The organism is Marivirga arenosa, assembly GCF_030503895.2.
In the GTDB taxonomy this organism is placed as follows: domain Bacteria; phylum Bacteroidota; class Bacteroidia; order Cytophagales; family Cyclobacteriaceae; genus Marivirga; species Marivirga arenosa.
Window position 1 is genome coordinate 1,902,990 of record NZ_CP129970.2, and the last position, 16,017, is coordinate 1,919,006.

The 16,017-nt window shown below is 38.7% G+C and carries 5 protein-coding genes; 3 read left to right on the forward strand and 2 right to left on the reverse strand.

Annotated elements, in window-relative coordinates; translation table 11 throughout:
* Positions 1 to 6: 6 nt before the first annotated feature.
* Together QYS48_RS08405 and QYS48_RS08410 are read left to right on the forward strand one after the other, a co-directional pair.
* A complete protein-coding gene (locus tag QYS48_RS08405; protein WP_308358371.1) occupies positions 7 to 12,696 on the forward strand; it encodes a gliding motility-associated C-terminal domain-containing protein in 12,690 nt (4,229 codons plus the stop codon).
* On the forward strand, positions 12,693 to 13,598 hold the full coding sequence (locus QYS48_RS08410; RefSeq protein WP_308358372.1) for a type IX secretion system membrane protein PorP/SprF: 906 nt from the start codon (positions 12,693 to 12,695) through the stop codon (positions 13,596 to 13,598). The genes QYS48_RS08405 and QYS48_RS08410 overlap by 4 nt, the downstream gene beginning before the upstream one ends.
* Before the next feature lie 2 nt (positions 13,599 to 13,600).
* On the opposite strand, the gene QYS48_RS08415 is transcribed toward QYS48_RS08410, so the two are convergent.
* The gene (locus QYS48_RS08415) at positions 13,601 to 14,473 is read right to left on the reverse strand and encodes an AraC family transcriptional regulator (protein ID WP_308358373.1); all 873 of its coding nucleotides are present in this window, start codon (positions 14,471 to 14,473) and stop codon (positions 13,601 to 13,603) included.
* Positions 14,474 to 14,640: 167 nt separating this feature from the next.
* Here QYS48_RS08415 and QYS48_RS08420 point away from each other — a divergent pair, with 167 nt between their 5' ends.
* Positions 14,641 to 15,243 carry a DUF3244 domain-containing protein gene (locus QYS48_RS08420; RefSeq protein WP_302102416.1) on the forward strand — a complete coding sequence of 201 codons (603 nt, stop codon included), beginning with the start codon at positions 14,641 to 14,643 and terminating at the stop codon, positions 15,241 to 15,243.
* Between the two features lie 74 nt (positions 15,244 to 15,317).
* Here QYS48_RS08420 and QYS48_RS08425 read toward each other — a convergent pair whose 3' ends face one another.
* Positions 15,318 to 16,004: a hypothetical protein gene (locus QYS48_RS08425; RefSeq protein WP_302102415.1), complete on the reverse strand. Its 687-nt coding sequence runs from the start codon at positions 16,002 to 16,004 to the stop codon at positions 15,318 to 15,320.
* Positions 16,005 to 16,017: the final 13 nt, after the last annotated feature.

Below are 16,017 nucleotides of genomic sequence, written 5' to 3' on the forward strand. Positions count from 1 at the left end.
CATTTAATGAGGTCAATTTTTATATTTCTAGCAATATTTTTAACGTTTACCAACCTTATTGCAAAAACTCCTGTCAGATTAGATGTTATAAAACTTTCTGATAATAACCTATGTGATGATAGTTTAGATCCAACAGGGTCAGCCTTTGCTGTTATAATTGACGATAAAGGAAAAGAAGATACTAACCTAAAAGATTTCACTGTCAATTGGTATTTGGGCACTTCTCCAAGCGGTACCCCAATTCATACTGGTCCTACTTATGATCAAATGGCCGATGGAACCTATACCATAGTTGCTATTCATGATAAATCCTCTTTTACAGATCAAGTAACTATAACAATTGATAAAACTGACGCTCAACCTGACGCTTATGTTAAAGAAGTTAAAAATGCTAAGAACTGTAAAGAAAATGATGGAAGGGCAAAAGTTAGAGTTCAATCATTTTTCCCTTCAGAAGGTGACCCTGATCATTTTCATGATGATATTAAGGATTGTAAACATGATATTTGCTGGAACTTTGTATGGTATGAAGGAAATAATCCATTTATTGGAGATGTAGTAGCAGTTGGGGCTGATGCAAAAGATTTAAAGCCAGGTACCTATGCCGTTGTAGTTACCAATGAAATAGATGGTTGCCAATCAGTTGTTAGTTTATCGGTTGGCTTAGATGCTGAAGAACCCATAGTGGATGGAACTGTTGTGACGAATATTACAGATTGTGAAGATACAAATGCAGGAGCATTAACTGCTTTTGTTTTCGGAGAGAATAGCAATAAATATGAATTTGACTGGTATATCGGAGATTTTATAAAAGCAACACCTGATTACAATAATCAAACTACCATCACGGGTTTAGCAGCGGGTAATTATACGGTAGTAGCTACTGAAAAAAGTTCCGGTTGTCCTTCAGATCCACTTACTTTAACGGTAGCTGATTTAACATCTGTTCCTGTAATTGATTTGACACTAGATGCAGAGCAGACATCTTGCGATCCAGCAAACCCAAATGGAGCAGTTTCTGCGACTGCTGATGGAACCACTACAGGTTATAGCTTTGAGTGGTTTGAAGGTCAAAATACACTAGATGAAAATTTAGTTGGAAGTACCCCTTCACTTACTGGCTTAGCAGCTGGTTTTTATACGGTAAGAGTAACCAACACTTCTGATCCTAACTCACAGAATTGTTTTTCAACTGCTGAAATAGAAGTTACTCAAACGCTAACGGATCCAAGTGGAATAAACGGATCAGTGACAGATCAAAGCTATTGCGTGAATCCAAATGGTGCTATTACTGCAGATGTTGGTGGCGCAACAGCAGGCTACACATTTTATTGGTTTGATGGAGATGTAGCAAGTCCTGATTTAAATAATCCAGATTACACCGGTTCATCTATTAGTGATTTGCTTGCTGGAGATTACACATTAGTGGTTGAGGATAATATAACTTCTTGTACTTCAACACCTCAAACTTTCACTGTTGCTGATCTTACGACTACTCCAACAATTGCTTTAGCATCTTCTACAGAATTAACATCATGTGATTCACCAAACGGATCAATATCAATAACCGCTGATGGAACTACTGCAGGATATAATTTTAGATGGTTTAATGGATCTAGCACTGCAGCAATTGATGAAATCATGCCTTCACCTGGTGCGACTATTACAGGCTTAACTGCAGGAACTTATACTGTTTTAGCTGAGAATTCAACTACTGGATGTTTTGATATTTATGAACATACCGTTTTAGATAATAGAATAACTCCAGTTCCAACAGTAACTGTTATTGATCAAAGTCAGTGTGATCCACTTAATGGTGAAATTCAAGCTAATGTTGGTGGCGCAACAGCAGACTATAATTTTTATTGGTTCGATGGAAATATTGCTTCACCTAACCTTACAAGTCCAGATAGAACAGGAGCTACAATCAGCGGATTAACGGCAGGAGAATATACTTTAGTAGTCGAGGATGATGTTACAAAATGTACTTCTGTTTCTCAAGTATTGACTATCCAAGATTTAACACCAACTATTAGTGGAACGATTACATTAGATGCAGCACAGACTTCATGTGACACCTCAGCACCAAACGGAGCTTTAAGTGTAGTTGGAAGTGGAGGCACTAGTTACACTTATGAATGGTTTACTGGTGCGGATGCATCTGGAACCAGTTTTACAAGCGGGGCTTCTATTACTGGTTTATCTGCTCAGACTTACACTGTTTTAATTACAGATGCGAGTGGTTGTAGTGAAGAGGTTAGTTTTACAGTTCCAAGTGCCATTGTATATCCAGAAGTTGATATTGATAATGTAGTACCGAATAGTGTATGTGATCCAGCTTTAACTTCCCCAGCAATAAGTAATAATGGAGAAATAGAAGCATCGATAGGAGGAGTAACAGCAGGCTATACTTTTTACTGGTTTGACGGTGATGTGGCAGCACCAGATATTAGTGCACCAGATTTCACCGGACCAACCTATTCGAACTTACCATCAGGTGATTATACCGTGGTGGTAGTAGAAGATGCCACGAGCTGTCCATCAAATCGATTGGTGGTAAGAGTTCCAGATGCAACTCCAACCTTAAATGGAAGTATCACCTTAAATGCCTCTCAAACGAGTTGTGATGCATCTGCACCGAATGGAGAATTAACGGCAGCGGGATCAGGCGGAATTGGAACATATAGTTACGAATGGTATACAGGGACAGACACTTCAGGTGCCGGCTTTGCGACAACAGCGAATGTTAGCGGATTGGAAGCTCAAACCTATACAGTAATAATTACGGATCAGGGCAGTGGTTGTAGTGAAGAGGTTAGTTTTACAGTTCCAAGTGCCATTGTATATCCAGAAGTTGATATTGATAATGTAGTACCGAATAGTGTATGTGATCCAGCTTTAACTTCCCCAGCAATAAGTAATAATGGAGAAATAGAAGCATCGATAGGAGGAGTAACAGCAGGCTATACTTTTTACTGGTTTGACGGTGATGTGGCAGCACCAGATATTAGTGCACCAGATTTCACCGGACCAACCTATTCGAACTTACCATCAGGTGATTATACCGTGGTGGTAGTAGAAGATGCCACGAGCTGTCCATCAAATCGATTGGTGGTAAGAGTTCCAGATGCAACTCCAACCTTAAATGGAAGTATCACCTTAAATGCCTCTCAAACGAGTTGTGATGCATCTGCACCGAATGGAGAATTAACGGCAGCGGGATCAGGCGGAATTGGAACATATAGTTACGAATGGTATACAGGGACAGACACTTCAGGTGCCGGCTTTGCGACAACAGCGAATGTTAGCGGATTGGAAGCTCAAACCTATACAGTAATAATTACGGATCAGGGCAGTGGTTGTAGTGAAGAGGTTAGTTTTACAGTTCCAAGTGCCATTGTATATCCAGAAGTTGATATTGATAATGTAGTACCGAATAGTGTATGTGATCCAGCTTTAACTTCCCCAGCAATAAGTAATAATGGAGAAATAGAAGCATCGATAGGAGGAGTAACAGCAGGCTATACTTTTTACTGGTTTGACGGTGATGTGGCAGCACCAGATATTAGTGCACCAGATTTCACCGGACCAACCTATTCGAACTTACCATCAGGTGATTATACCGTGGTGGTAGTAGAAGATGCCACGAGCTGTCCATCAAATCGATTGGTGGTAAGAGTTCCAGATGCAACTCCAACCTTAAATGGAAGTATCACCTTAAATGCCTCTCAAACGAGTTGTGATGCATCTGCACCGAATGGAGAATTAACGGCAGCGGGATCAGGCGGAATTGGAACATATAGTTACGAATGGTATACAGGGACAGACACTTCAGGTGCCGGCTTTGCGACAACAGCGAATGTTAGCGGATTGGAAGCTCAAACCTATACAGTAATAATTACGGATCAGGGCAGTGGTTGTAGTGAAGAGGTTAGTTTTACAGTTCCAAGTGCCATTGTATATCCAGAAGTTGATATTGATAATGTAGTACCGAATAGTGTATGTGATCCAGCTTTAACTTCCCCAGCAATAAGTAATAATGGAGAAATAGAAGCATCGATAGGAGGAGTAACAGCAGGCTATACTTTTTACTGGTTTGACGGTGATGTGGCAGCACCAGATATTAGTGCACCAGATTTCACCGGACCAACCTATTCGAACTTACCATCAGGTGATTACACTGTGGTGGTAGTAGAAGATGCCACTACCTGTCCATCAGATCGATTGGTGGTAACCGTACCAGATGCTACCCCAACGATTGGAGGTGCTATTACGCTAGATGCAGCGCAAACGAGTTGTGATACATCTGCACCGAATGGAGAATTAACAGCAGCAGGATCAGGTGGAACAAGTTATACCTATGATTGGTATCCAGGTACTGATACCTCAGATCCTACAGATATAATAGTTTCAACAGCTAATATCACTGGTTTAAGTGCTCAAACTTATACGGTAGTGATCACAGATGAGGCTACAGGATGTCAAGAAGAGGTTAGTTATGCCTTACCGAGTGACATTAAAAAGCCATTAATAAGTATTGATCCTAATGCAGATATAACTCCTAATTCAGTTTGTAATCCAGCTTTAGCAACAGCTCCAGCTTATAACGGAGCAATTACAGCAAATGTCACTTATGATGGCGCGGCAATTACTTTGGCAGATTATAGGTTTGATTGGTATATTGGAAATGATACAAGCGGTGCAGCTGATTTTTCAGCAACAGGAGCTGGAGCAAATAATTATCCTAATCTTGCTGCTGGTGAGTATTCACTGGTTGTAACAAGAATAAATCCAGGAACTGGCTTCCAATGTAGTTCCGAACCGATCACAGTTACAGTTCCAAACGATATTACAACACCAACGGCTTCTATTAATAAAGATGCTCTTCAGACATCTTGTGGTGCTCCAAATGGTCAATTAACTGCAACGGGGGCTTCAGGAAGTGGTAGTTATGGATATGAATGGTTTGTAGGGTCAGATGCTACAATAGCATTCAATGATGGGGTTGATGGAAATATTATAGGAGCTAATGGAGAAACGATTCAAAATATAGCTGCTGGTGATTATACAATAAGGGTAACAGATTTAGCTACGGGATGCCGAACCACTCAAAATATATATCTTGATGAAAACATAATTGATCCTGTAGTAAGTCTTGCAGTTACTACTCCGATGACTGATTGCAGTTTCGATGGCGTTATTACACCAACTATCACTTCTGCAAATGCTGCACCTTCCGGTCATAGTTTTACTTGGCATGCAGGTCAAAGTATAGCAGATCCAGTTATTGCTGTAACGACTGATGCGGGGACATCCAATCCTGAATTAAGTACAGCAAATACAGGTACTACCATTTACTCTGGTTATTATACAGTTGTTGTAACCGATATATTTACAGGTTGTGTTTCTTCGACAGAAACCATCTTTTTAGACCGGCCAGCACCTTTATTTAATATTAAGTATAATGTAAATGTTCTTCCGTCTACTTGTGGTGTTGATGAAGGTATTGTTACTGCATATGTTGATGCAAATTCAAACGGCACCCTCGACCCGGGAGAAGTAGATTATGCGAATTATACTTTTGAATGGTATTTAGGTAATCCAACAGATTTAGCTGCAAATTATTACACTAATCCTGAGCCTGTATTTGCTCCTAATTCTGTAATTGCGATTGATCAGAATGGTGATTATCCAGGTTCTATTCCGGGAGGTGCTGGAGTCGTTGGTACAGACTATTTTGCACCTGATAATGCTACTCAAGGTGCTTCATTATTTGGCAGAGAATCTGGACAGTATACTGTGGTGGTAACAGGACCTACAGGATGCAAAGAATTTATTAGGATTGATATAGGGTTTAATAATGGAGCAGAAGTAGTGGTTGCCGAAGTTGAAATCACAAATTCAACTAACTGTAGCACTCCAAATGGTAGTCTTGAGGTAACTGACTTAGCTAATATTCCTGGTGGACAATCTTTTTCGAATTATTCTTATGAGTGGTATGAAGGTACTAATGAAGATATAGGTAATGAAATAGTTAATGGCAGCGGAACGGTAATAACCACGGCATTACTTAATCAAAATGGAGCTACAATGGGCTTGAGTCCTGGCTATTATACGGTTGTTCCAATTGAGACCTTCCCTTCTTTCTGTCGCTTAACACCATATACAATGTTTTTAGATTCAGCTGCACGTCAACCTGTTTTAGGTGCTGCTATTACTCCAAATACAAGTTGTATAGGAAACGGTCAAATAGCTGTAACTGCAACTCCAAATGCACCAGATACTTTAGCTGCAACTACATATTCGTATTCGTGGGCAGATGATGGCACAGAGGTGACAAATACAAGGACTGGATTAACTCCTGGAGATTATACTGTTACAGTCACTGATAATAACACAACTTGTTCTATTACTAGAACTTATACTATTTTAGATCAAAGAGTAATCCCTAGTATAAGTAATATTACTCCAGTTGCTCAAACCTATTGTAATCCAAATGGATCTTTAACGATAGACGCTACTGAAATTACACCAGGTACTCCAGATGAGTATACTTATCAGGTATTTTTAAATGGAACTGATGCAGCTGATGAAATAACTGGAAGTACAACTGTAACTGCAACCGCTGCTAGTGTAGTCTTCTCTAATTTAGAAGCAGGAACATATTACATCAATGCTACAAGAACAGTAGCAGGTGCAGATGCAGAAGGATGTACAAGTGCTTTTATACAAGAAACTGTTGCTGATGATTTAGATCCAGTGGTCCTTTCATTAACACAAACTGAGAACACTTCATGTGACCCTGTTGTTAATTCTGATGCCTCTATTGAATTGGCAATGTCAACTCCTTCTTTAAATGCTGGTATTTCTGGGGCTACTTATAATATAATAGTTGATAATCAGCCAGGAGCGACATTAACTGATCAGTTGGGTATAGCTAGTCCATTCGAGTATGGAGTTGATGCTCCAGGTAATGGTGAAATAGTTTTACCAGGTTCTTACACTTTTACTATTCAAAATAATGTCTCTGGTTGTACAGTAACCAGAAGCATCACAGTAGAAGATAATCCTGAGCCGATAGTATTCAGTAGATCGGATTTGACGGTATTACCACAGCAATTGTGTAATCCAGATGGAGAGATATCGGTAAGTTCAATAAGTCCAGGTGCAGTAGGAGAATATACTTATACCTGGTATGAGGGTAGTGTAGATGCAGCGAATATAGTAGGAGGTTCAGGCTCAGTATTGAATAGCGGGACTTATGGATCGATATCGGCAGGAGTATATTATGTAGTAGCGAGTAGAATAGCGGGCAACAATCCTGGCTCGGGATGTAGTTCAGTGGCAGTGAGAGTAGAGATACCAAATGAGCAAGTAGATCCAGTATTGAGTTTAAGCCAAACAGCAAATACGGCTTGTGATCCAAATCCAAATTCAGATGCGACTTTAACAGTAGAGATGGAAACACCGAGTCCGACAGCAGGGATATTAAACTCGACCTATACGATAGATTTCACGAGTGTACCAACGGATGCATCGGTGGCTTCTTTCACAACAGGAGCAGGCCCTGGTCCATTATCGGTAACTTTCCCACAGGCAGCAGGAGATTTAATAATGCCAGGTACCTATGAGGTAATGGTGACGAATGATGTATCGAACTGTAGTATCACCAGAAGCATTACAGTAGGGGATAATCCTGAGCCGATTGTATTCAGTAGATCAGATTTAACGGTATTACCACAGCAATTGTGTAATCCAGATGGAGAGATATCGGTAAGTTCAATAAGTCCAGGTGCAGTAGGAGAATATACTTATACCTGGTATGCGGGTAGTGTAGATGCAGCGAATATAGTAGGAGGCTCAGGCTCAGTATTGAATAGCGGGACTTATGGATCGATATCGGCAGGGGTATATTATGTAGTAGCGAGTAGAATAGCAGGCAACAATCCTGGCTCGGGCTGTAGTTCAGTACCAGTTCGCGTAGAGATACCAAATGAGCAAGTAGATCCAGTATTGAGTTTAAGCCAAACTGCGAATACGGTTTGTGATCCGGATCCAAATTCGGATGCGACCTTGACAGTAGAGATGGAGACACCGAGTCCGACAGCAGGGATTTTGAATTCCACTTATACGATAGATTTCACGAGTGTACCAACGGATGCATCGGTGGCTTCTTTCACAACAGGAGCAGGCCCTGGCCCATTATCGGTAACTTTCCCACAAGATCCTACAGATTTGATCATGCCAGGTACCTATGAGGTAATGGTGACGAATGATGTATCGAACTGTAGTATCACCAGAAGCATCACAGTAGGGGATAATCCTGAGCCGATTGTATTCAGTAGATCAGATTTAACGGTATTACCACAGCAATTGTGTAATCCAGATGGAGAGATATCGGTAAGTTCAATAAGTCCAGGTGCAGTAGGAGAATATACATATACCTGGTATGCGGGCAGTGTAGATGCAGCGAATATTGTAGGAGGATCAGGCTCAGTGTTGAATAGTGCAACTTATGGATCGATAACGGCAGGAGTTTACTATGTAGTAGCGAGTAGAATAGCGGGCAATAATCCTGGCTCGGGATGTAGTTCAGTGGCAGTGAGAGTAGAGATACCAAATGAGCAAGTAGATCCAGTATTGAGTTTAAGCCAAACAGCAAATACGGCTTGTGATCCAAATCCAAATTCAGATGCGACCTTGACAGTAGAGATGGAGACACCGAGTCCGACAGCAGGGATATTAAACTCGACCTATACGATAGATTTCACGAGTGTACCAACGGATGCATCGGTGGCTTCTTTCACAACAGGAGCAGGCCCTGGCCCATTATCGGTAACTTTCCCACAAGATCCTACAGATTTGATCATGCCAGGTACCTATGAGGTAATGGTGACTAATGATGTATCGAACTGTAGTATCACCAGAAGCATCACGGTAGAGGATAATCCAGAACCGATAGTATTCAGCAGATCAGATTTAACGGTATTACCACAGCAATTGTGTAATCCAGATGGAGAGATATCGGTAAGTTCAATAAGTCCAGGTGCAGTAGGAGAATATACATATACCTGGTTTGCGGGCAGTGTAGATGCAGCGAATATAGTAGGAGGTTCAGGCTCAGTATTGAATAGCGGGACTTATGGATCGATATCGGCAGGAGTTTACTATGTAGTAGCGAGTAGAATAGCAGGCAACAATCCTGGCTCGGGCTGTAGTTCAGTACCAGTTCGCGTAGAGATACCAAATGAGCAAGTAGATCCAGTATTGAGTTTAAGCCAAACTGCGAATACGGCTTGTGATCCGGATCCAAATTCGGATGCGACCTTGACAGTAGAGATGGAGACACCGAGTCCGACAGCAGGGATTTTGAATTCCACTTATACGATAGATTTCACGAGCTTACCAACGGATGCATCGGTGGCTTCTTTCACAACAGGAGCAGGCCCTGGCCCATTATCGGTAACTTTCCCACAGGCAGCAGGAGATTTAATAATGCCAGGTACCTATGAGGTAATGGTGACGAATGATGTATCGAACTGTAGTATCACCAGAAGCATTACAGTAGGGGATAATCCTGAGCCGATTGTATTCAGTAGATCAGATTTAACGGTATTACCACAGCAATTGTGTAATCCAGATGGAGAGATATCGGTAAGTTCAATAAGTCCAGGTGCAGTAGGAGAATATACATATACCTGGTTTGCGGGCAGTGTAGATGCAGCGAATATAGTAGGAGGTTCAGGCTCAGTATTGAATAGCGGGACTTATGGATCGATATCGGCAGGAGTTTACTATGTAGTAGCGAGTAGAATAGCGGGCAACAATCCTGGCTCGGGATGTAGTTCAGTGGCAGTGAGAGTAGAGATACCAAATGAGCAAGTTGATCCGATAGTGAGTTTAAGCCAAACAGCAAATACGGCATGTGATCCAAATCCAAATTCAGATGCGACTTTAACAGTAGAGATGGAAACACCGAGTCCGACAGCAGGGATATTAAACTCGACCTATACGATAGATTTCACGAGTGTACCAACGGATGCATCGGTGGTTTCTTTTACAACAGGAGCAGGCCCTGGCCCATTATCGGTAACTTTCCCACAAGATCCTACAGATTTGATCATGCCAGGAACCTATGAGGTAATGGTGACTAATGATGTATCGAACTGTAGTATCACCCGAAGCATCACGGTAGAGGATAATCCACAATCTATTATCCTTCGTAGAAATGACATCTCGGTGACTGATGCTACTAATTGTACTCCAAGTGGAAGTATTACGGTAAACAGTATTGATCCTAGTGCTATTAATAATTATACTTTTAGATGGTATAACGGAGAAGCCAATTATACCAGTGGAAATGAGATATCTGGAGAAATAACGAATACATTATCAAACCTATCTCCCGGAGAATATTATGTTGAGGCGATTAGAAATGCTGGTGAAAATCCGGGATCAACATGTATATCAAATATTGTGAGAGTTGAAGTGTTAGATGCTGCAATAAGACCTGATATAGTAATTGTCGAAAATGCACCTAATTCAAGTTGCGACCCAGCTAATCCCAACGGAAGCATAAGCGCTTCAGTAAATGGTGAGCCTCTTGCTGATTTTACTTATGAATGGTTTATAGGTTTAGATAATACATCAAGTCCAGTACCAGCTTCACAAATTTCTGGAGCTTCTGGAGAAACCATAAGCGGATTATCGGCAGGTAATTATACGGTACGTGTTACAGATAACACTGCTCCTGGACAAGCATGTTCTAGCATTGAATCTTTTTATTTATTGGAAGACTTAACAATAGATGTTGCGAAAGATGTCACGTTTGATATTACTCCACAATCAGATTGTTTCGATTCAGGAGCAATCACGGTGGCTTCATTAAGTCCTGGGCTACCAAGCGATTTTACTTATGAATGGTATTATGAAAGCTTTGATGCTAATGGTTTAATTAATGGAGGAAATACTGAGACCATTACAGCTCAACCAGCGGGAACGTATTATGTGATGATCACTAATTCAGCTACAAGCTGTATCACGGAACAACCGATTGAAGTTGAAATTCCTTTTACAGCAACAAGCCCGGCTATAGAGTTATTAGGTGCTAAACCTAACACTGATTGTGATCCGAACACACCGGATGGCTTCTTGGAAGTTTCAGCTGATGGGGGCCAAACTGCAGGTTATACTTTTACCTGGTATCAAGGAGATCTACCAATAGAGGCAACATCCACTGAAATTGGTAACGCAAACAGAATTAATGCTTTAGATAGCGGCTATTATTCAGTTGAAGTATATAGCACTATAACAAACTGTTCCTCTACTGCCCAATTTTATGTAGAGTTTTCTCCAGAATTACCTAAGATATCTCTTACTACGGCTCCAGTTACCAATTGTGGTAGTCCAAATGGTGCAGCCTATGCTCAGATTTATAATATGGAAGGTAATTTCCAATTTAATTGGTACATAGGAAATAGCATTAAGAATCAACCGGATTTCACGGGTGATTGGTTGACCGGTCTTCCAGTAGAAGATTATACAGTTGAAGCCATCGATCTGGATGCTCCAGCTTGTACTTCAGAAATCATTAACTTCTCAATTGAAGAATTGATTGAGGTACCTCAGTTGAAGTTAAATCAAATTAGTCCGAACACCTATTGCGATCCGGATAAAGTGAATGGAGTAGCTGAAGCCATAATATATTATGTAGATGAAGAAGATCCAGCGGATACAGCATTCGTAACTTCCAGATTTGAAGTGCTATGGTTTAGATCAGAATCATATCCAAATGGAGGAGAAGAGTATAGTGGAAGAATTAATTCAGAATTGGCAGCGACTGAGTATACTATAAGCTATAGGAATACCACAACAAACTGTATTTGGGAATCTAATATCACGATTACAGAAGATTTAACGGTTGTGCCATCGCCAGAAGTAGAAATAACAGCATTATTTGATAGTTGTGAGGAGCCAAATGGTGCTGCAGAAATCTCTGCATCTGACCTTAATCCAAATTATGAATATAGATGGTATTTTGGTGAGGTGTCCGATTCAGCAGAATTATTAGCTCCTGATGTTCATGAATTAGAAGTCGGAACCTACTATGTTACAGCTACCGATACAGTTTCAGGTTGTGTTTCGGAACCAACTTTAGTTGAAATTGAAGATGGGAGAGTGGCGCCAGAAATTAGCTTAAGCATTGAGCCAGAATTATGTGGTGAATATAATGGATTAGCTACTATTACTATTAATGATGAATATGAATATAGGTCTATTGAATGGGATACGCCTTATGGTACAGCTTATGGCGAATCATTTGATGAGTTTACTGCTGGTAATTACTCAGTTACAGTAATCGGAAGCAATGGTTGTGAATACACCAGAGAGTTCTCGGTTCCTGCAGAGATCAACGTATTCAATGGTATTTCACCTAATAATGATGGTGAGAATGATGTTTGGGAGATTGGCTGTATTTCAAATTTTGAAGGAAACAGAGTTCAAATTTATAATAGAGCAGGCGCATTAGTATTCTCTACTGAAGGCTATGATAATAGTTCCAATACATTTAGTGGTTTTGGAAATAGAGGAATTTATGCAGGCGAAAAGATTTTGCCTGATGGGACATATTTCTACGTCATTGATAAAAATGATGGATCAGAAGCAGTAACTGGATATTTAGAATTATTTAGATGAGAAAAATATTAATCACAATATTATTATTTACAATTGCATCAACTGCTTTCAGTCAGCAGAAGAGTGTTTTATCTCAATATCGCTTTAATCAGTTGGTTATTAATCCAGCTTATGCTGGACATAAAAACGATTTAACAGTAAATCTACTACACAGAAACCAATGGGTGAATTTGGAAGGAGCTCCTGTTAGTAATATAGCATCTGTGCATACTGGTATTAAAGATAAACATTCCGGGTTTGGATTAACCTTTGTTGATGAGTCAATTGGAGTACATAAAAGTATGGCACTTTTTGGTGTTTATTCATTTTCAATTGAATTTCAAACCGGAACACTAGCGGCAGGGATTCAAGGTGGTTTCAATCAATTAAATTCCAATTTTCAAGAATTAAATCTCCAAAGTCAAAACGATGTGGTCTTTTCCACCTTTCAAAATAGCTTTAATCCTAATTTTGGAGTTGGCTTATTTTACAGTAACAGAAATGGTTTTATTGGGCTTTCTTCTCCTTATATAGTAGAAAATAGAGTGCTAAGAACAGGCAGTGGCTTAACAAATGCTCAGGAGGCACGCTATTATTTTCTTACCGGTGGTTACTTATTTCCGATAAATAAAGATGTGATTTTTTATCCCTCTGCTATGGTCAGAGTACAGGAAAATGCTCCCATAGGTTTTGACATAAATGCAAATGCTATCTTACAAGATATTTTGAATGTTGGTATTTCTTATAGAAGTGGTGATGCAATATCCATGATGTGTTCCATTACGGTAAATGAGAACTTTACTTTTGGCTATGCTTATGATAACACACTTTCAAACATCAGAAACTATACTAATGATACGCATGAGTTGATGCTGATTTACAGGATAAATTTATATAAAGAAAAGTGCTTTACTTATTTTTAGATTTAGCGAACTACCCTTTTTATTTCCTTTCTGTATTCTGAAGGACTCTTACCTGTTACTTCTTTAAACTGTCTATTAAAGTGTGATATGTTATTAAATCCACATGCATAGCAGATATCCGTTATATTCAAATTTCCTTCTGATAATAACTTTGAAGCATGAACCACTCTATGTTCATTTACAAAGTGAGTAAAGGTTTTATTAGAGATTTTTTTGAAATAACGACAAAATGCTGGAACTGTCATAGCAGCTTCCTTTGCTATTTCTTCCAGGGCGATTGATTTCTTGAAATTATCTCTTACATAATCATAAATTAAATTTACTCTTTGCTGATCTACAGCCTTTGCTTCAATAGATACTGCTTCTGAGTTTAATAAATAGTAGTCCTTTACCTCTGATAATTCTTTTAAAATCTGAATCACCTCGATTAATCTTTCAAATGGAGGTTTTTCAACTAAGCTTTCAATTCTACTACCGATTCTATTCTTAGTTTCATTCTTGAATACAATTCCAAGTTTTGCAGTTTCTATTAACTGTTTGATAGGTTGTATTTCAGGTAAACTCAGAAAAGTAGGACCAGGGAAATCTTCTTTCATTTGAATAATAGTTTCCGATTCATTTCCTGTCAACCTATCTGTGAAGCCATAATGAGGAAGGTTTGATCCTATTAACATCAAATCACCATCTTGATAATAGGAGATATGATTGCCTATATGCCTTTTACCATTTCCTCCTTTAACATAAACTAATTCTATTTCAGGATGAAAATGCCAAAAGGGATCTTTATTAGGTTTAGATTCCTCAAATTTTCTAACTAAAACCGAACTACCAAAGGTTGGCTCGATCTGCTCAAGAGTTGGTTTGTAAAATTGCATAATTTGGTTTTAAACGCTCTAGTATCAATAATGTTGTTAGATTTTACCTCTTATTAACAATTTAATAACACTATAAGGTTAATATAGTATAGATATTGGAAAATTTCAACATAGTTGCTTGCAAAAAAGTGCCCTACATTTGTAATGTACAATTAAACAAAAAGCTTATGAAAAATTTAAACATTCAAAAAACGGTCTTCGCTTTCTTCATGATGGCATTACCCTTAATGAGCTTTGCCGATGGTTTCCCATTTGTGAAACTTACAACTAAGGAAAATAAATTGATCACTTTAAGAGTAACCTCTGGTGAATCTGACTTTACAAATATTAAGTTAAAAAATCAATTTGGTAAAGTGATTTACAGTGAGACTGTGAAGAACGAAAATGGAATTCTTAAAAACTTTGATTTAAAGCATTTAGAGTCTGGTCAATATATGATTGAGTTAGAAAACGCTTTAAACATAGAAATTTTACCTATTAAAGTTACTTATGATAACGTAACTGTCGATAAAGAGAGTTTCAACACTATTTATAAGCCATTTATTAAGGCAAATGAAAATGGTATTGTAGATTTTAATTTTCTAAATCTGAATTCAAAACCAGCTTCTATATTGATTATCAATAACAAAGGCAATGTGGTTTACAAAGAAGATTTAGATAAAAACCTTGAAATAGAGAAAAGATATGACCTTTCATCATTAGAAAAAGGAAATTATCAATTTCTAGTTCAAACCAGCGATAGAAACTTTAAACAAGTAATCGCTCTTTAATTTAGTATTCAATTAGTCGTTTCCATAGTAGGGCTCGCCATTGGAGAATGGCGGGCTTTTTTTATGCTCAAAAATTAAGCGTATTTTTTAGGTTGCTTTTCTTTTATTTCAATCCTTTTCACTCCACCGTAGATAAAAATTGTCGCAACCGCCATAAGGGTGTGGCTTATCGATAAATAATTAAACCATCTATGAATGCTAAATTCAGTTGCAAAAACTAATGCTGAAAGTGCCGCAAACCCTAAACCTGCCATAATATATTGAGTGGAGAGATTTTTGGTTTTCAAGAATAACATGAATTCAATTACAAGCACAACAAACATTAATCCGTAGCCAGAATGTAGCTGTACGTAAAAGAAATCTAGGGTATAAAAAACAAGTCCTAAGAAAATTAGAAACTCTATTATATTAACTACCCCCAGTATTTTCACATATTTCTTATTGAGTACTATTCTAGTATGTTCAATAGCTCCTCTTTCAATTAGCATTATAGCGAACATACTTATTATCCAGCCTACCAATTTCCAGGCTTTACTGAATTCATAATAAAAAGCATGACCAATCAATCCACCAAATGTGGTGGCAAGTCCCATAATTAAAAAGTAATATTTGAAATATAGGTATACCTTCTCTTTTCTATTTTCTTGCTGCATTTTGAAAAAATATAGAAAGCATAAAAAGCTAACAAGCAAGTCTGTGAGTGTAACGATTGGCTCATCAATTCTAATTCCAAATAATTCTATCTGAACAATGTCTTCCATATACTAATAATCG